Annotated in this window: 20 protein-coding genes; 12 read left to right on the plus strand and 8 right to left on the minus strand. The window is 71.3% G+C overall.

Annotated features, from left to right (window positions below; genetic code table 11):
* The first annotated feature begins 109 nt into the window (after positions 1-109).
* The 5 genes from GVV04_RS14735 (at position 110) to GVV04_RS14755 (ending at position 3,891) form a co-directional block, all read left to right on the plus strand.
* Positions 110-559 carry an NUDIX hydrolase gene (locus GVV04_RS14735; protein WP_161688579.1) on the plus strand — a complete coding sequence of 150 codons (450 nt, stop codon included), beginning with the start codon at positions 110-112 and terminating at the stop codon, positions 557-559.
* Positions 556-1,326: a hypothetical protein gene (locus GVV04_RS14740; protein ID WP_161688581.1), complete on the plus strand. Its 771-nt coding sequence runs from the start codon at positions 556-558 to the stop codon at positions 1,324-1,326. Before GVV04_RS14735 ends, GVV04_RS14740 begins: the two co-directional genes overlap by 4 nt.
* An 81-nt stretch (positions 1,327-1,407) precedes the next feature.
* Positions 1,408-2,139 (plus strand): phosphocholine cytidylyltransferase family protein, encoded by a 732-nt coding sequence (locus tag GVV04_RS14745; protein ID WP_161688583.1) that lies wholly within the window; start codon positions 1,408-1,410, stop codon positions 2,137-2,139.
* A complete protein-coding gene (locus GVV04_RS14750) occupies positions 2,127-3,191 on the plus strand; it encodes an iron-containing alcohol dehydrogenase family protein (protein ID WP_161688585.1) in 1,065 nt (354 codons plus the stop codon). The genes GVV04_RS14745 and GVV04_RS14750 overlap by 13 nt, the downstream gene beginning before the upstream one ends.
* The gene (locus GVV04_RS14755; protein WP_161688587.1) at positions 3,169-3,891 is read left to right on the plus strand and encodes a CDP-alcohol phosphatidyltransferase family protein; all 723 of its coding nucleotides are present in this window, start codon (positions 3,169-3,171) and stop codon (positions 3,889-3,891) included. The genes GVV04_RS14750 and GVV04_RS14755 overlap by 23 nt, the downstream gene beginning before the upstream one ends.
* Before the next feature lie 9 nt (positions 3,892-3,900).
* Here GVV04_RS14755 and GVV04_RS14760 read toward each other — a convergent pair whose 3' ends face one another.
* From GVV04_RS14760 to GVV04_RS14770, 3 genes are read right to left on the minus strand one after another with little or no spacing between them, the layout of a single operon-like run.
* Positions 3,901-5,238 carry a tetratricopeptide repeat protein gene (locus tag GVV04_RS14760; protein ID WP_161688589.1) on the minus strand — a complete coding sequence of 446 codons (1,338 nt, stop codon included), beginning with the start codon at positions 5,236-5,238 and terminating at the stop codon, positions 3,901-3,903.
* Positions 5,228-7,486, minus strand: coding sequence for a CHAT domain-containing protein (locus tag GVV04_RS14765; RefSeq protein WP_161688590.1), 2,259 nt, complete (start codon positions 7,484-7,486; stop codon positions 5,228-5,230). The genes GVV04_RS14760 and GVV04_RS14765 overlap by 11 nt, the downstream gene beginning before the upstream one ends.
* Positions 7,487-7,514: 28 nt before the next feature.
* Entirely contained in the window at positions 7,515-7,844 is a 330-nt protein-coding gene (locus GVV04_RS14770) for an effector-associated constant component EACC1 (RefSeq protein WP_161688592.1), read from the minus strand.
* A gap of 295 nt (positions 7,845-8,139) precedes the next feature.
* On the opposite strand from GVV04_RS14770, the gene GVV04_RS14775 reads away from it, so the two are divergent.
* Entirely contained in the window at positions 8,140-9,363 is a 1,224-nt protein-coding gene (locus tag GVV04_RS14775) for a tetratricopeptide repeat protein (protein WP_161688594.1), read from the plus strand.
* Complete coding sequence (locus GVV04_RS14780; protein ID WP_161688596.1) at positions 9,341-9,499, plus strand: hypothetical protein; 159 nt, start codon at positions 9,341-9,343, stop codon at positions 9,497-9,499. The genes GVV04_RS14775 and GVV04_RS14780 overlap by 23 nt, the downstream gene beginning before the upstream one ends.
* Positions 9,500-9,840: 341 nt before the next feature.
* On the opposite strand, the gene GVV04_RS14785 is transcribed toward GVV04_RS14780, so the two are convergent.
* Entirely contained in the window at positions 9,841-10,023 is a 183-nt protein-coding gene (locus tag GVV04_RS14785) for a DUF397 domain-containing protein (protein WP_161688598.1), read from the minus strand.
* A 14-nt stretch (positions 10,024-10,037) separates the two neighbouring features.
* Entirely contained in the window at positions 10,038-10,916 is an 879-nt protein-coding gene (locus GVV04_RS14790; RefSeq protein ID WP_328822395.1) for a helix-turn-helix domain-containing protein, read from the minus strand.
* Positions 10,917-11,278: 362 nt separating this feature from the next.
* On the opposite strand from GVV04_RS14790, the gene GVV04_RS32190 reads away from it, so the two are divergent.
* The 3 genes from GVV04_RS32190 to GVV04_RS14800 are packed head-to-tail and all read left to right on the plus strand — an operon-like array spanning position 11,279 to position 12,856.
* On the plus strand, positions 11,279-11,449 hold the full coding sequence (locus GVV04_RS32190; RefSeq protein ID WP_201753819.1) for a hypothetical protein: 171 nt from the start codon (positions 11,279-11,281) through the stop codon (positions 11,447-11,449).
* Entirely contained in the window at positions 11,436-12,638 is a 1,203-nt protein-coding gene (locus GVV04_RS14795; protein WP_328822396.1) for a helix-turn-helix domain-containing protein, read from the plus strand. The genes GVV04_RS32190 and GVV04_RS14795 overlap by 14 nt, the downstream gene beginning before the upstream one ends.
* 2 nt (positions 12,639-12,640) lie before the next feature.
* On the plus strand, positions 12,641-12,856 hold the full coding sequence (locus GVV04_RS14800) for a hypothetical protein (RefSeq protein ID WP_161688600.1): 216 nt from the start codon (positions 12,641-12,643) through the stop codon (positions 12,854-12,856).
* A 65-nt stretch (positions 12,857-12,921) separates the two neighbouring features.
* Here the strand turns inward: GVV04_RS14800 and GVV04_RS14805 are convergent, their stop codons facing one another.
* The 3 genes from GVV04_RS14805 to GVV04_RS14815 form a co-directional block, all read right to left on the minus strand.
* On the minus strand, positions 12,922-13,380 hold the full coding sequence (locus tag GVV04_RS14805; RefSeq protein WP_161688602.1) for an RICIN domain-containing protein: 459 nt from the start codon (positions 13,378-13,380) through the stop codon (positions 12,922-12,924).
* A gap of 242 nt (positions 13,381-13,622) precedes the next feature.
* Positions 13,623-14,108, minus strand: a complete 486-nt coding sequence (locus GVV04_RS14810) for a hypothetical protein (protein ID WP_161688604.1) — start codon at positions 14,106-14,108, stop codon at positions 13,623-13,625.
* Positions 14,109-14,158: 50 nt separating this feature from the next.
* The gene (locus GVV04_RS14815; protein ID WP_161688606.1) at positions 14,159-15,427 is read right to left on the minus strand and encodes a glycosyltransferase; all 1,269 of its coding nucleotides are present in this window, start codon (positions 15,425-15,427) and stop codon (positions 14,159-14,161) included.
* Between the two features lie 24 nt (positions 15,428-15,451).
* Between GVV04_RS14815 and GVV04_RS14820 the strand changes: the two genes are divergently transcribed.
* Together GVV04_RS14820 and GVV04_RS14825 are read left to right on the plus strand one after the other, a co-directional pair.
* The gene (locus tag GVV04_RS14820) at positions 15,452-16,312 is read left to right on the plus strand and encodes an Fpg/Nei family DNA glycosylase (RefSeq protein ID WP_161688608.1); all 861 of its coding nucleotides are present in this window, start codon (positions 15,452-15,454) and stop codon (positions 16,310-16,312) included.
* Between the two features lie 264 nt (positions 16,313-16,576).
* Positions 16,577-18,148, plus strand: a complete 1,572-nt coding sequence (locus GVV04_RS14825) for a sugar transferase (protein ID WP_201753633.1) — start codon at positions 16,577-16,579, stop codon at positions 18,146-18,148.
* The last annotated feature ends 18 nt before the right edge of the window (positions 18,149-18,166 follow it).

An 18,166-nucleotide genomic window follows, 5' to 3' on the forward strand; every position in this document is an offset into this window, starting at 1 on the left:
CCCGAAGGCCCGGCCCCCGCGCGGGGGCCGGGCCTTCGGCGTTCCCGCCGGTGGCGTCCCTGGTCACCAGGCATCGCCCTACCGGGCCTCGGCTCGCTACTGTCGACAGGTGTCCACCGAGCCTCTCCGCTGCGCCGGCGCCCTGATCGTCGACGACGACGGCCGCCTCTTCATCCAGCGCCGGTCCCCGCAGCGGGTCCTGTTTCCCGACACCTGGGACATCGTCGGCGGCCACCTGGAACCGGGCGAGGGGGTGGAGGACGCGCTGCGCCGGGAGGTCACCGAGGAAACCGGCTGGACCGTGTCGCACATCCTCGGCCCGGTCGGCGAATACCGCTGGACCGGCGCCGACGGGCTGGACCGGATCGAGAGCGACTTCCTGGTCCGGATCGACGGCGACCTGGGCAGCCCCCGGCTGGAGGTGGGCAAGCACACGGAGTTCCGCTGGCTGGCCGAGCGGGACGTCGCCCTGCTGGACGAGCACCGCGACGTCAACGACGGGCTGATCCGGCGGATCGCCGAGGACGCCTTCGCGGCCCTGCGCTCGATCGGTCTGTGAGCGAGGACGTCGAGCTCGCGCCGCACCGGTTCGCCGGGCTGGTCGCCCCGGCGGTGGACCGGGTCTTCGTCGCCGGCATCCTCGCCGGCCGCGACGGGGGCGGCGCGGAGCTGAGCCAGCGGTACGGCGGGCCGGCGGCCACCGGCTTCCTGATCGAGTTCCGCACCCGGCTGGCCGCGCCGGGCGGGACCGTCGACCCGGCGGGCTTCGCCGCCGTGACCCGGTACCGGGACCCGGGGTCCTGCCAGCGCGCGCTGGACAAGCAGGTCGCCTACGGCATGCTGCACCGCCGCCCCGACGGCTGCTTCTCCGCGACGGAACGCGGGCAGGCCTTCCTCACCGAGATCTACCAGATACACGCGGAGGTGACCGAGGAGCTGTGGGCCGGGCACGACGACCGGGTGCTCCGGCTGGTCGAGGCGCTCGGCCGGCTGCTCACGTACGCGATGGTGGCCGCCGAGGAGGAGCCGGGCTCGGCCGGCGACGCGTTCGCCGTGATGGCGCCCCCGCACGAGCCGGACGGCGCCCCGCCGGGGATGCTGCTGCTCAACCGGCTCGGCACGCTGCGCTACCACCGGGCCGACGCGCACGAGGCCGCATGGACGGCGGCCGGGCACACCGCGCTCAGCATCACCGAGCTGACAACCGGCCCGGAACGGCTGGCCATCGAGCAGGAGACGGACCGGCGGGCGGCGGGCCCGTACGTGGTGCTGACCGCCGAGGAGCGGCTGGCCGTGCTCGCGGACCTGGCCGCGCTGCCGGGGTGAACCCCCGGTTGACGGCAGGCGTGATCCGTCCCGGCGCTATCCTCCACCGGTGACCTGGAGTCGTACGAGGGAGGCGGTCGCATGATCGGGATGGTTCTCGCAGCCGGTGCGGGGCGTCGACTGCGCCCGTACACCGACACCCTGCCCAAGGCGCTGGTGCCGGTGGACGGTGAGACCACCATCCTGGACATCGCGCTGCGCAACCTCGCCGAGGTCGGGCTGACCGAGGTGGTGATCGTCGTCGGGTACGCCGCCGACGCGGTCGTCTCCCGCCAGGCGGAGCTGGAGAAGCGCCACGGCGTCACGATCGCCCTCGTGCACAACGACAAGGCCGAGGAGTGGAACAACGCGTACTCGCTCTGGCTGGCCCGGGAGCACTTCGCCCGGGGCGTCCTGCTGGTCAACGGCGACACCGTGCACCCGGTGAGCGTGGAGAAGACCCTGCTGGCCGAGCGCGGCCCGGGCATCCTGCTCGCGGTGGACACCATCAAGCCGCTGGCCGAGGAGGAGATGAAGACCACCTTCGACGCCGCCGGCCAGCTCACCCGGATCACCAAGCTGATGGACCCGGGCGAGGCGTACGGGGAGTACATCGGCGCGACGCTGATCGAGCCCCAGGTGGCCGACGCCCTCGCCGACGCCCTGGAGACGACCTGGCGGCGGGACCCGAACCTCTACTACGAGGACGGCTACCAGGAGTTCGCCGACCGGGGCGGCGAGGTGCGGGCGGCGCCGATCGGCGACATCTCCTGGGTCGAGGTCGACAACCACGCCGACCTGGCCCGGGCGCGGGAGATCGCGTGCCGCTGCTAGCCCGCACGGTCCTCACCCCGCTGCACATCGACGTGCGGCGGGGCGCGGTGGCGGACCTGGCCGCGATCCTCGCCGACGGCCGGATCTCCTCCGGCGGCGATGTGGCGGTGGTGGTCGGCCCGGGGCAGGGCGGGCAAATCGCCGAGCTGATCCGCCCGTCGCTGCGCTCGGCCGACGTGTTCACCGTCGCCGGGGGCACCCTCGACGCCGCCGACGACCTGGGCGGCAAGCTCCGCGCCCGCTCGTACGACGCGGTGGTCGGCATCGGCGGCGGCAAGACCATCGACGTGGCGAAGTACGCGGCCACCCGGCGCGGCCTGCCGATGGTCACGGTGGCGACGAGCCTGGCCAACGACGGCATCGCCTCCCCGGTGGCCTCGCTGATCACCGAGGGGATCAAGGGCTCCTACGGGGTACACATCCCGATCGCGGTCATCATCGACCTGGACTTCGTGGAGGCCGGCCCGGAGCGGCACAACCGGGCGGGCATCGGCGACGTGGTGAGCAACATCAGCGCGCTGGCCGACTGGGAGCTGGCCCGGCGGGTACGCGGGGAGCCGGTCGACGGGCTGGCCGCCTCGCTGGCCCGGATGGGCGCCGAGGCGGTCCTCGCCCACCCCGGCGACATGACCGACGACGCGTTCGTCACCGTGCTGGCCGAGGCGCTGATCTCCAGCGGCCTGGCGATGGCGATCTGCGGCACCAGCCGCCCGTCCAGCGGCGGCTGCCACGAGATCATGCACGCCGTGGACGCGCTCTTCCCGGGCACCGCCTCGCACGGCGAGCTGGCCGGCCTCGGCGCGCTGTTCTGCACCTGGCTGCGGGGAGACCTGCGCCGGTTCCGGGAGATGTCGGCCTGCCTGGCCCGGCACGGCCTGCCCCGGCTGCCGGCCGACGTGGGGCTCAGCGACGACCAGTTCGTCGAGGCGGTGCAGTTCGCCCCGGCGACCCGGCCGGACCGGTACACCATCCTGGAGCACCTGGCGATGTCGCCTTCCGAGACGCGGGAGCGGCTGGCAGACTACGCCGGTGCACTCCGCGACCTTGGCTGAGCCGTCCCGCCCCTCCGTAGCCGACTTCCACCGGGTCAACCGGGGCGGCGGCCTGTTCAGTGAGTCGGTCAGCCAGTGGCTGGGCGCGGTGTTCGCGCTGGTCGCCCAGCGGCTGGGGCTGCGGCCCACGGCGCTGACCATCGCCAACCTGGTGCTCGGCCTGGCGACCTCGGTGACCGTGGTGGCCCTCGCCGGCCGGGTCGCCGCCGGGGACGTCCCGGCCTGGGTGGTCGGGTTGGTCGCGCTGGTCGGCTGGCAGGTCGCGTACGCCCTGGACTGCGCCGACGGGCAGCTCGCCCGGGTGACCGGGCAGGGCAGCGCGGCCGGCGCCCGGGTGGACGTGCTCTGCGACGTGGCCGCCCAGATCGCCCTGGTGGCCGCCCTGTCGGCCACGGCCGTGGCGCAGCACCCGGAGACGCCGAGCTGGCTGGTCGCGGTCTTCGCGGGCACCTGGATGGTCAACCTGGTGACCTCGGTGATGCAGTCCGGCCCGAACGCGGCCAGCATGGTCACCTCGACCTCGCTGCCGGTACGCCTGGTGAAGCTGGTCCGCGACTACGGCGCGGTGATCTTCGTGGCCGGGCTGGTGCTGGCGTTCGCCCCGGCCCTCGTCCTCTGGGTGATCGTGGCGTTCACGATCGTCAACGGCGGCTTCCTCCTGGCCAGCATCGCCTTCTCGGCCCGCGCCTCCCTGCGCTGACAGCCGTCATCACGACCCCGCAGGCGGTTCGGATCCGTGGTCTTCCGCGCGTTGTCGGCGGAGTTGTTCGAGGACGGCGGTGTCGGCTTCGAGGCCGGGGTGGTCGACCTGGCGGTCGAGGTCGACGACGTGTTCGAGTTCCTGGATCGCCTGGTCGAGGTCACCGCCCGCCCGGTGGATCATCGCGATGTTGTACCGGGTGGTGGCTTCGCCGGCCCGGTCGCCGACCTCCCGCCGGATGGGGAGCGCCTGGTGGTAGAAGTCGAGAGCCCGCCGCCGGTCCCCCAACCCGGCGTACACAAGGCCGATGTTGCTGAGAGTGACAGCTTCGCCGGTCCGGTCGCCGACCTCCCGCACGATGGGGAGCGCCTGGTGGTAGAAGTCGAGAGCCCGCCGCCGGTCCCCCAACCCGGCGTGCACACCTCCGATGTTGTTGAGGGTGACGGCTTCGCCGGCCCGGTCGCCGACCTCCCGCCGGATGGGGAGCGACTGGTCGTAGAAGTCGAGAGCCCGCCGCCGGTCCCCCAACCCGTCGTGCACGTGGCCGATGTTGGTGAGGGTGGCGGCTTCGCCGGTCCGGTCGCCGACTTCCCGCATGATGGGGAGCGCTTGGTGGTAGAGGTCGAGAGCCTGCGGCCGGTCTCCCAACCCGTCGTGCACGTGGCCGATGTTGTTGAGGGTGGCGGCTTCGCCGGTCCGGTCGCCGACTTCCCGCATGATGGGGAGTGCTTGGTGGTAGAGGTCGAGAGCCCGCTGCCGGTCTCCCAACCCGGCGTGCACACTTCCGATGTTGTTGAGGGTGGCGGCTTCGCCGGCCCGGTCGCCGACCTCCCGCAGAATGGGGAGCGACTGGTGGTAGAAGTCGAGAGCCTGCTGCCGGTCCCCCAACCTGTCGTACACAGCCCCGATGTTGTTGAGGGTGGCGGCTTCGCCGGCCCGGTCGCCGACCTCCCGCCGGATGGGGAGCGACTGGTGGTAGAAGTCGAGAGCCCGCCGCCGGTCCCCCAACCCGGCGTGCACGAGGCCGATGTTGGTGAGGGTGGCGGCTTCGTTGCCGTGGTCGCCGGCCTGCTGGTACATGGCCAGGGCCCGGTGGAAGTCCTCCAGCGCCGGCCGGGGCTGGCCGGTCGACGACCGTGCCCAGCCACGGTGGTAGAAGGCGCTGGCGTCCGAGCCCAGGGTCAAGGTCGCGGTGGCCATGGCCTCGACGGCGGCGAACCGGGAGGTACGCAGCCACACCCGGCACACCCGGGCACCGGTGTCCCGGGCGATCGCCGCCTGCCGGCCGGCGACAGCGAGCCGATGCACCTCGACCCACCGGACGAGGGTCAGGGGGTCAGTGGCCATCGGGGGCGGTGGGGTCGAGGACCCAGAGTCGGTGGAGGGACTGTGCGGCGGCAGCGCAGGCCTCGGTGTGTTCGTCGTCGGTGATCAGGGGGCGGACGAGGGGGTGCAGGACGTTGGAGACGTAGTAGCGGGGCTGGCGGGTTTCGGGGTCGGTGCCCTCTTCGAGTAGGCCCAGTTGAACGGCCCGCTGGATGTGCCGGGCGGCGTCGGGGTGTTGGTGCAGGGCGTGGACGGTGGCGGTAGGTACGGGTAGTTCGACGACGTTGATTCTGGCGAGCATGCGGCGGAGTTCGAGGGGCTGGGAGTCGAGCAGATTGTCGGCCAGGACGGTCTCGCGGCGGAACCGGTCGGTTTCGTTCTCGATGGCGGTGAGCAGGCCATCGATGTCGAGGGTGGGATCGTCGACGATCCGGTTGAGCCAGTCGAGCAGGCGGGGGTTGCCGGCTGCGGCCTCGATCGCCCGGTCCCGGATGGCGGGGTCGATCGTGGATCCGGGGCGCAGGTTGGCCAGGTTCGCGATCTTCTTGCTCTGCTCGACGGAGGTGAGGGTCACCAGGGCCTCGACGGCGACGGTGGTGCCGGCCGGGGCGGGGAAGCGGTAACGGCTGGTGATGATGACGCGACTTGGGCTGCCGGTGTCGCGGATAGCGGTGAGTAGGGCGGGCAGGATGTCGGCCATCGCCGGGGCGAGCACACGGCTGCCGTCGTCGCGCGTGTCGAGGTTGCCGGCTTCGAAGTCGTCGAACACGAACAGGCAGGGTGTCCCGCCGAGTGGCCCGTCGGCGTCGAGCAGGTGCCGCAGCCGGATCGGGAGGGGGACCTGTTCGTTGTCGAGGAGTTTGTTGGCCTCGCTGGTCTGGTCGACACTGTCGAAGCGGATCTTGCTGGTCAGCTCGCGAAACTTGATGGCGTCGACCTGGCCGTACCAGACGGCGTGCTGGTGGGTGGGCATGCGTTCCAGAAGCCGGGAGGCGAGGCTGCTCTTGCCGAGCCCGCCCATGCCGGCCAGCAGCAGGCCCTGCGCCGCACCGGGGGTGTCGGCGGGTTGCCTGAGGGTGCGCAGGCAGCGCTGGATGAGCCGACGCCGGCCGACGAACTCGGCGCGGGACGCGACCCGGGACAGTTGGGTCTGCGGGTCCAGGAACTGCTGATCGGCGGCGCGTACCTGCGACCGTCTGCGGCCTTTGGTGTGCAGCGGCGTGACCAGGGGCGCCAGCGGGGACCGGTCGGCGTAGACCCGGAGCAGATGCCAGTAGCTGCTCTTCTTGTCGCGGCACAGGTGGCGGCGGGCCTCGATGACGGCCTGGTCCAGCGACCGGCCGTCGGCCAGGGCCTGGTAGAGAGCGGCGGCGAAATCGGTGGCGGAGACGTCCCCGACCGGCAGCGCCCAGCCGAGCACTGCGGGGGCACCAGCCTGGACCAGGCTTTCACTCATCGATGGGAACACCCCACCGTCAGGGGCGTCAGCGGTCAGGCAGCCCGAGACGAACACCAGCCTCGGCCAGTGTCCCTGCATCGCTTGGGCGATCTGATCGGCCGTCGCCCTGGCGATCGCGCCGAACTCGTCTTCCACCACAAAGACCGGCTCCCCGCCGTCGGTGGTGGCGTGCCCACTCAGGTGCAGCACGTCGAAGTGGCCGGGCCCGTAGTCGCGGCTGAGGAACCGGAGCCCTTCCAGGGTGCCGCTCTCCTCGACCACCAGATCGGTGCCGGTCCGTCGCGTCGCCGCCAGGATCGCGGCCTCCTCGGCCTCGAAGTTGAGCTCCGGCTCGACACCTTCGGGGGAGGCTGCCATGAACAGCACCCGCAACGGCCGGTTGCCCGGCGTGACCGGGCCGGTCAGCGCCGCGTGGGTGCCGACCGCACGGACCGGCAACAGCGGCGCCCGCCCGGCCACGGTCAGGAACGTGCCCTGCTGGGCGAGTAGTTCCCAGGGCAGGTGCCGCAGCCGTTGCTCGGCGGTGATCCGCAGCACCGCCCCGTCGGGATGGGCCAGGATCGGGGCCAGCCACCGCTGGTCGCCGTCGAGGAACTCCGCCAGCCGCGCCCCCAGCTCAACCAGCCGGACCGCGCCGTACACCTTCTGTGCGCCAGCGTCACTGCTGTAGTCACGCTGCACCAGCGTGATCAGCTCATCGACCGCAGCCCGGTCCAGACCACGCGTCCGGGGCGGCTCGCCATCGGCGGCCAGCCGCAGCTCGTAGTAGTTGGAGGTCTGCGCGAAGACCTCCAGTTCGAAGGTGGTCATCTGCCCATCCCGTTTTGGTGGCCGGTGATCAGTGCTGCCCGGTGCCGTCCTGCCGCATGGCGATCTCCAGCCGCGCCTGGCTGCCCTCGGCCAGCTCGATCCGGGTGCCGTCAGGCAGCAGCACCGTGACCGCAGCACCATCCGGGTGGCGGGAACTCCACCACTCGATGATCGTCTTGGCCACCTCGACCCCGGAGAACACCAGCCCGATGACCGCAATCACCATCTCTGCCGACCGGTGCACCTGCACCGGCGACACGCTGTCGTTTGGCCCCACGGCCGCGGCCAACACAGCCCGCAGCTCCGCGGCCCACCGCGCGGCCTGAGCCCCGGAAACCTCCACTGTGGCGCTGCTCATCGCCCACACCCTCCCCCGCTGTGTCTGGTCAAGCCGGTCCAGGATTGCCTGCGTCTGGCCCAGGCCAGGCGATCGACGGCGGGCCATGGCGGCCACTGTACGTTTTGTTCGCGTACCGGGCCCGGTCGGTGGACCCGGCTCATGTGACGAGTTTCCGACTCACTGACCGCATCCCGGCCATCGTGGGAAGAACAATGACGACCGACGCACCCGCCCCACGCCGGTGCCATGGTCCGGCCCTCGGCAAGCGCCGAGTCGGCAGCCGGAGCAGCAGGAAGAACGAGGTGGCTCGGGCATGGAGGATCCAGAACCGTCGCGACCGCATCCCCTCAGCCTCGCTGCGACGGCCACCGTCACCCGACACGTGGAGGTGCATCGGCTCGCTGTCGCCGGCCGGCAGGCGGCGATCGCCCGGGACACCGGTGCCCGGGTGTGCCGGGTGTGGCTGCGTACCTCCCGGTTCGCCGCCGTCGAGGCCATGGCCACCGCGACCTTGACCCTGGGCTCGGACGCCAGCGCCCTCTACCAGCGTGGCTGGGCACGGTTGGCGACCGGCCAGCCCCGGCCGGCGCTGGAGGACTTCCACCGGGCCCTGGCCATGTACCAGCAGGCCGGCGACCACGGCAACGAAGCCGCCACCCTCACCAACATCGGCCTCGTGCACGACAGGTTGGGGGACCGGCGGCGGGCTCTCGACTTCTACCACCAAGCGCTCCCCATCCGGCGGGAGGTCGGCGACCAGGCCAGCGAAGCTATCACCCTCAACAACATCGGAAGTGTGCACGCCGGGTTGGGAGACCGGCAGCGGGCTCTCGACTTCTACCACCAGGCACTCCCCATTCTGCGGGAGGTCGGCGACCAGGCCAGCGAAGCCGCCACCCTCAACAACATCGGAAGTGTGCACGCCGGGTTGGGAGACCGGCAGCGGGCTCTCGACTTCTACCACCAAGCACTCCCCATCATGCGGGAGGTCGGCGACCAGGCCAGCGAAGCTATCACCCTCACCAACATCGGCCTCGTTCACGACGGGTTGGGAGACCGGCAGCGGGCTCTCGACTTCTACCACCAAGCACTCCCCATCATGCGGGAGGTCGGCGACCGGGCCAGCGAAGCTATCACCCTCAACAACATCGGGGGTGTGCACGACGGGTTGGGGGACCGGCGGCGGGCTCTCGACTTCTACCACCAAGCGCTCCCCATTCTGCGGGAGGTCGGCGACCAGGCCAGCGAAGCTATCACCCTCAACAACATCGGAAGTGTGCACGCCGGGTTGGGAGACCGGCAGCGGGCTCTCGACTTCTACCACCAAGCGCTCCCCATTCTGCGGGAGGTCGGCGACCAGGCCAGCGAAGCCGCCACCCTCACCAACATCGGCCTCGTGCACGACGGGTTGGGGAACCGGCAGCGGGCTCTCGACTTCTACCACCAAGCACTCCCCATCATGCGGGAGGTCGGCGACCGGGCCAGCGAAGCTATCACCCCGGTACAACATCGCGATGGTCCACCGGGCGGGCGGTGACCTCGACCAGGCGATCCAGGAACTCGAACACGTCGTCGACCTCGACCGCCAGGTCGACCACCCCGGCCTCGACGCCGACACCGCCGTCCTCGAACAACTCCGCCGACAACGCGCGGAAGACCAGGAATCCACATGAGATAGGTCCGCCAAATCAATCTGATAGACCCATCAGAGACAGACCTAGACCTGTCCCACGTACGGGAGGGAACGGATCCGCGTCTGCGGTGTGGAGGGAACGTCAACCGCACATCGTCGCGGGAGTTCTTCAAACCGCGCCGGCAGGCATACGCGCCGAGAGCCGCCGCTTTCATGGTCAACCTGGCCTTGGGACGCCGTCCGCGCGGTCGCCTCTGCCCGGCTCGTGGACCGCATCGACGACCAAGTCCCGCTACCGGGCGCGCCCGGCCAGGTGCAGCCGCCCGATCCCGGGCTCGCCCCGGTAGCTGGGCACGAGGTCAAGCGACTCCTGGGGTGACGCTAGTTGTTCTTCAGGGAGTCGATGAAGCCGTGCCAGCCGTCAGCGTCGAAGGCCAGCACGGGGCCGTTCGGGTCCTTACTGTCCCGGACGGCCACCCCGTCGCGGAGGTCGGCCACCTCGACACACTGACCATTGGCGTCGCTTCGGCTGCTCTTGCGCCACACCGCGCGTGACCGGTCCATTGCCGCGACTCTCCCTACGTCATGTCCTTGGCGATGGCGGCGATCAGCTCCCGGGACTTGTTGACGCTGAGCGCTGCCGCGTGCAGGTGAGTGTAGGCAAGCGTAACGCGCCGCAAGTCATCCTCGCGTTCGAGATAGGCGTCTCCCGCCTGGCTCACCACGTACACGACTGGGCTGTGGATGTCCTCGGGGAACTCCAGGATCGAGAAAGAGCCCACGGTGCCGGGGTGCCACCCCTCGCTGAACGGCAGTACCTGAAGCTCGATATTCGGCCGGTCGCTCATCTCGATGAGATGGTGGAGCTGGGCGTGCATGACGTCTGGGCCACCGGTCTGACGACGCAGCACGCCCTCGTCCACGATTCCCCAGAACTTCAGCGCCGGCTCTTCGGTAAGGCAAGCCTGCCTGGTCATGCGCACCTCGACCCGGCGGCGTGCTTCCTCGCTCTGGCCCGGCCAGGCCGCACTGGTGATTGCGTAGGCGTATGCCTCGGTCTGGAGCAACCCCGGCACAACGGCCAGCTCGAAGTTCCGTACTGCGGTCGCTGCGGACTCCAACCCGATGTACATGCTGTAGGGGTTCGGGAGTTGGCCGAACTTCGCCCACCAACCACGTTCCTTGCCCTGGCGCTGGAGGTCGAGGGCGGATTGCCGTATCCGGTCGTCGCTGACGCCGTAGTGGGTGAGCATCACGATCACGTCGGCCCGGCTGACGCCGACCACCCCTGATTCGATCTTGTAGATCTTCGACTCCGAGCAGCCCAGCTCTGCCGCGATCTCCTTGTGCGAAACGCCGGCTACCTCGCGGAGCCTGTGCAGCTCCCGGCCGAGCTGCCAGCGCGCGATTGTCGGGCCGCTTGCCCTCGCCACGTCTACCTCCAGGGTCGCGAACACCGCCAGTGTTCTCCTCTCCACCTCCGAGATCAAGGCACGCAGAGCGAACCATCACCTTCCATAGAAACTTTCCATGGAACTCTAGACTTGCCGGATCTGACTTGTCACTCTCTGATTGGAAGAAGCTACGTTTCGGGAGGCCCGATGGCTCGTCACGCGAAGAACCCGACACACCCCGGTCTGCTGCGGAAGCTCTGGCCGTTCAAGCGCCGTCGGGCGAGCCGACTCGAACGCCTAGGCCCGGCGACGATCTGTCCGAATCGGGCGGGGGCACATCGGGCCGTAGGCGTGGCACAGGTGACCTACCTGCCGGAACGGCCGGTGCTGACCCTCGCGGGGAAGCACCGGGCGGGGTGCTGGTCGTGACGGCGCGGCAGAAGCCCGAGCGCGAGGACCGAGGCGAGCAGATCCAGGCGGCGGAACGGGAGGCCGCGCGGCAGCGAATCCTCGCGCAGGCCGAGGCGGACCGGATACCGACGGAGGAGACCACCCGGGCGGTGCCGGACCGGAGGTGGCGGCGTGGACAGCGGTGATCTGCTGCCGGTCGGTCGGCGGGTGGCGTACTGGCGGGGGCGGCGGAAGCTGTCGCAGCAGGTGTTCGCCGATCGGCTCGGCAAGTCGAAGTCCTGGGTCGACAAGGTCGAGCGGGGTGTCCGGTCGCTGGACAAGGTGTCGACGTTGCGGGAGATCGCCGCCGCTCTGCGGATCGACACCGCCGTGTTGCTCGGCCGGGACGCTCAACCCGCCGCCATCGCCGAGCAGGTCGAGGGGGTGGAGCGGATTCGGGAGGCCCTGTCGGCGTACGAGATTGCCCTGGGCCGGCCCGTAGCCCGCCGTCTTGTGCTGCCGGCTGACCGGTTGGCCCGGGATGTCGAGCACGCGTGGGTCATGTTTCAGCATGCCCGGTATCCGCAGGTGATCGCCGTGGTGCCGGGCCTGCTGGCCGGCGTGCAGCGCATCGCCGCCGACGATTCCGGGTGGGGTCGCCCGCTGCTGGTGGAGGTGTATCGGCTGGCCGCGTCGTTGCTGGTGAAGCTCGGCGAGGTCGACCTGGGCTGGCTGGCCGCTGACCGGGCCGTGGCTGCCGCGACCGGCGATCCCGTGTTGGTGGCCGCCGCTGCGGTGCAGCTCGGCCAGGTGTTCCGCGCTTCGGGGCGGGCGCGGGCGGCGCTGTCGGCGACGCTGGCCGCCGCGTACCGGATCGCCCCGCCTGATCCGGGGGACGGTAGCCCCGGCGCGTTGTCGTTGTGCGGGACGTTGCTCGTGCAGGCCGCCCTGGCGGCGGCCCGCCAGGGCGACGACCACGCCACCGCCGAACTCCTCGACGAGGCCGCCGGCATGGCTGCCCAGGTGGGCGACGGCCACGATCATCACCGGACCGCGTTCGGGCCGACGGCGGTCGACCTGGCCCGTACCGCCGCAGCCCTTGACCTGGGCGACGCGAGCGAGGCGGTTGCCTGGCACGAGAAGACGACCAAGCGGAACGCCTGGCGGTGGCTACCGGTGGAACACCGGGCAGCGCACCTGGTCGATACCGCCCGCGCTTACGTCCAGGCCGGTGACCCGGTCAGCGCGGGCCGGGTGTTGGTCGACGCCGACCGGATGGCACCGGCTGAGGTGCGCCACCGGCCGGCCGCCCGGGAGGTGCTCGCCCAGGTGGCCCGCGACCCGGATGCCCCGGCCACAGTCATCCGACTCGCCGTCGCCCTCGGGGTGACCTGAGCATGACCGCACCGTTCCTGTCGCTGGCCCAGATCCGCAACCGGCTGGTCCTCACCGCCCGAGCGGTCCTCCGCGACCACCGGACCGGCCCGGACGGCCGCTGCCGGGTCTGCCGACGCCCGCACTGCCCGGTGTCGACCGCCGCCCGCAACGTCATCCAGGCCGCCTCTGCTCCCCGCGCAGCGGAAGAGCAGGCAGCGAACGACGAACTGTCGTAGCCGAACGGGCCGGGCCCGGCGGTTTCCCGCCGGGCCCGGTCGATGGTGGTACGTGTCGTCGACGATCAGCTGTAGACGCCCCAGTACTGGCCCGAGTTGGGGCCCAACTGCCCAACGTGGCCGCCGTTCACCGGGGTGGCGTCCAGACGGCTCAGCCGCAGGCCGCTCTTGTGGTTCTTACGCAGGTAGCCCTCCTGGGACCAGCCTTGCTCCAAGGCACCGTAGACGCAGGTCACCTGAACGGCGTGGGCGCCCGCCGCGATGCTGCCGCCCTCGATCGAGAGGCATTTGCCGCTCTTGGCGTTGACGAGCTGAGCGGACCCGTCCCAGTCCCAGCGCTGCTCGGCGCCACCATTGCAGGTCGCGACGATGACGTGGGCGCCATTGGCCACGCTGGCGCCGGCGACCGCCAGGCACAGGTCGTAACCAGTGGGACGAAGCGTGAAGCCGCTGGCGACGGCGGCCTGCGCCGGTGCGGCCGTGGACAGCAGAAAAAGGGCGGCGGCGGCAAGGCCGGTCGCCACCCTACGGCTCTTCTTGAACACAGTTGCCTTTCGATGAACGGGCCGCGCCGGGACAGCCGGCACGGGTCGCGCGTCGAGACTTCTGGCCAGCAGGAGGCATTCATGCCACCCCTTGGACTGGCTGGTTGGCAGCGGCCTTTCGGCCGGAGCCATGATCAATATAGCGCCGGAGGGGGAAAGCCGGGCAACGTTGTTTCCAGCTCGACAGACACCGTCTGCACCACCGGCACACGCCGCCCTGGCTAGGCGTCCTCGGCCTCGCTGAGGTCCTCCATCCGTACCGGCCGGTCCCGGTCGAACGTGACGATGATCCCGTACGGGTCGCAGATCGGCATGTTGCCCTCCGCGAACCGTAGATCCCACTCGTCGCCGGTGCGGAACGTCAGTTCCGGCTCCGACAGCGGCAGTTCGTGCGGCTCCAACGCCTCGTACGCCGCCACGTCGTCCATCCTCAGCCCGAAGAGCCCCGGGTCCGCCAGCAGCGAGGCCCGCAGGTAGGCGAGCGCCGCGTGCACGTACCCATCGAGGTTCTGCACGACGCCGCGGATCAGGCCGAGATCGATGCCCTCCGGGAAGTCCGGCTCGCCGCGCTCCCGCACCACGTAGACGCGCACGTCCCGCCCGCTGGCCCAGCGCACCGCCGGCGCGTCCGTCCCCCAGCACCGGATGCCCTGCGGCGCGTCGATCACCTCGAAGGGCGGCAGCCCCTCCACCGTCACCACGCTCATACGTCCCTCAACTCCGTCCGAGACACCGCCGCCCGGCGAGCGAGGGTGGCTCAGCGGGGCGGGGCGGTGGCCGAGACGCCCTCGTAGATGTCGATGAGCTGCCGCGTGACCACGTCGGGGTGGAAGGTGCGCTCGTAGCGGGCGCGGGCGGCCGGGGCGAGCGTCGCCGCCCCCGCGCGGGCCACCGGCAGGGCGGCGGCCATGGCGGCCGGCTCCGGGGCCACCACCCAGCCCACCTCCCCCGCCTGCACCCCGACCGGCAGCGCCACGCGGCCCTCCCCCGGTGCGGCCGTGGCGACGGCGGCCGGACCGGTGCCGGCGGGCTCGCGCGGGCCGTCCGCGCCGAGCAGGTACGGGATGCCGCCGAGTGCGGTGCCGAGCACCGGACGGCCGCTGGCCAACGCCTCGATGATCACCGTGGGCAGCACGTCGTGCCAGGTGGAGGCGGCGATGATCACCGCGCTGGCCTCGATCGCCGCGCGCACCCCGGCGCGGTCCAACGGCCCGAGGTACGTCACGTCGGCGCGCTCGGCGGCGGCGGCCTCGGCCAGCGGGCGCAGCTCGCCGTCCCCGGCGATGCGCAGCGGGCCGAGCGACCCGTCCGGGTGCCGCCGCCAGGCGTCCAGCAGCAGGCCCATCCCCTTCTCCGGGGAGAGCCGCGCCATGTACAGGAAGCCGTCGCCGAGCGGCGCGGGCGCACCCGGGTCGGGAATGCCGTTCGGCTTCACCACGATCCGGTCCGCCGGGACGCCGTAGTCGCGCAGGTGGTCGGCGACGGCGCTCGTGAGGGCGACGAACCGGTCCACCGACTTCCAGGTGCCCCGGTGCACGGCCAGCGTGGTGGCCATCAGCGCGCTCTGCGCCCGCGAACCCCGGTAGCAGCGGTGCACGATCGCCGGCACGCCGAGCGCCCGGCCCCGGCAGTCCTGGCAGATCATCCCGTCCCGGAAGTACAGCCCGGAGGAGCAGACCTGCCGGTAGTTGTGCACCGTCTGCACCACCGGCACGCCGTGCTTGTGCGCGGTCCGCACCACCCAGGGCGAGAGCAGCGGGTACGGGTTGTGCAGGTGCAGCACGTCCGGCCGGTGCTCGGTGATCAGCCGGCTCAGCTCCTGCTGCGCCCGGGGGGCGTAGATCGGGGAGACCGGCAGCAGCGCCTTGGCCGACTTCGGCATGCTCGGGATCTCGTCGGAGCTGCGCAGGAACGGCAGCACCTCGACCCCGGCCGCCGTGAGCTGGGCGATCTCCGCGTCGACGATCGTGTTCTCGCCTGAGGGCTGGGCTTCCCGATACCGGTTGTGCGCCACCACGATTCTCACGAGAAAGAAGGCTACCGTTGGCTGATGCCTGAACTTCCCGAGGTGGAAGCGCTCGCCGGCTACCTGCGGGAGCGCGCCGTGGGGCAGCGCGTCGACCGGGTCGAGGTCGCCGCGATCAGCGCCCTGAAGACGTACGAGCCGGCGCCGGCCGCCGCGTCGGGCCGTACGGTGACCGACGCCCGACGGCACGGCAAGTTCCTCGCCGTGGTCCTCGGCGACGACCTGCACCTGGTGGTGCACCTGGCCCGGGCGGGCTGGCTGCACTACCGGGAGTCGTTCCCCTCCGGCGGGCCGTTGCGCCCCGGCAAGGGGCCGATCGCCCTGCGGGTCCGGCTCGACGACGGCTCCGGCTTCGACCTGACGGAGGCGGGCACCCAGAAGAAGCTGGCCGCGTACCTGGTGACCGACCCGGCGGCGGTGCCCGGGGTGGCGAAGCTCGGCCCAGACGCGCTCGCCGCCGACCTGGAGACCTTCGCCGGGCGGCTGCGCAGCCGGCGGGGGCAGGTCAAGGGGGTGCTGACCGACCAGACGGTGCTGGCCGGGGTGGGCAACGCGTACTCCGACGAGATCCTGCACGCCGCGCGGCTGTCCCCGTTCGCGCTGTCCGACCGGCTGACCGACGAGCAGGTCGCCGCCCTGCACGAGGCGACCGGCCGGGTGCTGGGCGACGCGGTGTCCCGCTCACTGGGACAGAAGGCCGCGGAGTTGAAGGGCGAGAAGCGGTCCGGGCTGATTGTGCACGCCCGGACAGGGCTGCCCTGTCCGATCTGCGGCGATACCGTGCGGGAGGTCTCGTTCGCCGATTCGAGCCTCCAGTACTGCCCCACCTGTCAGACCGGCGGCAAGCCGCTCGCTGACCGTCGGTTGTCTCGACTCGTACGGTGAGTGACGACACAGGGTGGTTACGGAGTGGAATCGCCGGCCGAGCGCCGATCCTCCCGGTCCGTGCCTCTACCGGGGCCGCAATCCATCGGTATAGTGGCTCGGTCCCCGGCTTTCGCACCTGAGGTGGAGCCGGCCGGATCCCACGCGGCACACCGGCGAGAAGTCCCTAGGGTCTACGCCCGGTGCGGACCCCGCGTGGGAAACTGAACGGTGGGCGACCCGAGCCCTCACTGCGAGTGAGCGGCGCGCGTCATGCGGGAGGACATGGGTGAGGTGACGACAAGCCTCCAGCGCCCGGTAACCAACGAAGGCCGGAGCGAACTCGTGCGGCACGTGGACAGCTTCGAGATCCAGCCGCCGACACCGCCGTCACACAACGGCGTGCCTCGGTCGGCCTGGGCCCGGGCCCGTCGACGCGTCTCCCGCTGGCACCGGCCGTACACCGTCGCCCTGATCCTGCTCGATTTCGCGGCGGCGGCGCTGGCGAGCTTCCTCGCCATCCAGATCTTCGACCAGGCGGCCTCCGGCTTCTACGGCGTGAAGGAGGATCCCACCTGGTTCTACACGGTCGCCTTCGGCCTGATGCCGCTCGGCTGGGTGGTGATCCTCTGGGGCAACCGCGCGTACGACCGCCGCTACCTGGGCCTGGGCCCGGACGAGTTCAAGCGGGTGATCCGGGGCGGCGTCGCGGTCGCCGCGACGGTCTCCTTCATCGCCTTCGCCACCGTCACCCAGCTCTCCCGTTACACGGTCGGCTTCGCGCTGCTCGGCGCCCTGCTGCTGATCCTGTTCGGCCGCATCCTGGCCCGCTCCACGCTGCACGCGATCCGCCGCCGGGTCGGCCAGGCCGGGCACCGGATGGTGCTGGTGGGCACCCTGCCGGAGTGCCTGGAGGTCTACACGGCGGTCACCCGCAACCCGAGCGCCGGGCTCGTGCCGGTGGCCATCTACATCACCGACGGGTACGCCGCCGCCCGGGGCATGCAGACCCCGGTCCCGGTGTACGCCGGCCGGGACATCCTCGCCCTGGTCCGGGAGGTCGGCGGCGACACGATCGCGGTCTGCGGCTCGGCGAGCGCCGAGCCGGGCGAGCTGCGTCGGCTGGCCTGGCAGCTTGAGGGCTCCGGCGTCGACCTGGTGGTGGCCCCGCAGCTCACCGACATCGCCGGCCCCCGGGTGCACATCCGCCCGATCGAGGGGCTGCCGCTGCTGCACGTCGAGGAGCCGACGCTGTCGGGCCCGGCGCTGCTGGTCAAGAACCTGATGGACCGGGTCGCCGCCGGGATCGGCCTGCTGCTGCTCGTCCCGGTCTTCCTGGCCGTCGGGGTCGCGATCCGGCTCTCCGACCCCGGCCCGGTCTTCTTCCGCCAGCCCCGGGTCGGCCACGAGGGCCGCACGTTCCGGGTGTGGAAGTTCCGCACCATGTACGTCGACGCGGAGGACCGGCTGGCCGGCCTGGTCGACCAGAACGAGACCGACGGCATGCTGTTCAAGATGAAGCAGGACCCCCGGGTCTTCCCGGTGGGCCGCTTCCTGCGGGCCTCCTCCCTCGACGAGCTGCCCCAGTTGATCAACGTGCTCTGGGGCGAGATGTCGCTGGTCGGTCCGCGCCCGCTGCCCGCCGACGACGGCGACTTCCTCGGCGACGTGCGCCGCCGACTGCTGGTCCGGCCGGGCATGACCGGGCTGTGGCAGGTCTCCGGCCGCTCCGACCTGTCCTGGGACGAATCGGTCCGGCTGGACCTCTACTACGTCGACAACTGGTCCCTGGCGTACGACCTGAGCATCCTGTGGCGCACGGTGGGCGTGGTGCTGGCGAGCAAGGGCGCGTACTGACGGGCTTGGCGTAGCGGG

The organism is Micromonospora rubida, from assembly GCF_009908295.1.
GTDB lineage: Bacteria > Actinomycetota > Actinomycetes > Mycobacteriales > Micromonosporaceae > Micromonospora > Micromonospora rubida.

Coding starts and splice junctions, on each gene's coding strand:
- GVV04_RS14800 (WP_161688600.1), top strand. CDS start 12,641: ATGACCGCACCGTTCCTGTCGCTGGCCCAGATCCGCAACCGGCTGGTC.
- GVV04_RS14770 (WP_161688592.1), bottom strand. CDS start 7,844: ATGAGCAGCGCCACAGTGGAGGTTTCCGGGGCTCAGGCCGCGCGGTGG.
- GVV04_RS14820 (WP_161688608.1), top strand. CDS start 15,452: ATGCCTGAACTTCCCGAGGTGGAAGCGCTCGCCGGCTACCTGCGGGAG.
- GVV04_RS14775 (WP_161688594.1), top strand. CDS start 8,140: ATGGAGGATCCAGAACCGTCGCGACCGCATCCCCTCAGCCTCGCTGCG.
- GVV04_RS14745 (WP_161688583.1), top strand. CDS start 1,408: ATGATCGGGATGGTTCTCGCAGCCGGTGCGGGGCGTCGACTGCGCCCG.
- GVV04_RS14760 (WP_161688589.1), bottom strand. CDS start 5,238: ATGGCCACTGACCCCCTGACCCTCGTCCGGTGGGTCGAGGTGCATCGG.
- GVV04_RS14785 (WP_161688598.1), bottom strand. CDS start 10,023: ATGGACCGGTCACGCGCGGTGTGGCGCAAGAGCAGCCGAAGCGACGCC.
- GVV04_RS14765 (WP_161688590.1), bottom strand. CDS start 7,486: ATGACCACCTTCGAACTGGAGGTCTTCGCGCAGACCTCCAACTACTAC.
- GVV04_RS14810 (WP_161688604.1), bottom strand. CDS start 14,108: ATGAGCGTGGTGACGGTGGAGGGGCTGCCGCCCTTCGAGGTGATCGAC.
- GVV04_RS14825 (WP_201753633.1), top strand. CDS start 16,577: ATGGGTGAGGTGACGACAAGCCTCCAGCGCCCGGTAACCAACGAAGGC.
- GVV04_RS14780 (WP_161688596.1), top strand. CDS start 9,341: ATGGTCCACCGGGCGGGCGGTGACCTCGACCAGGCGATCCAGGAACTC.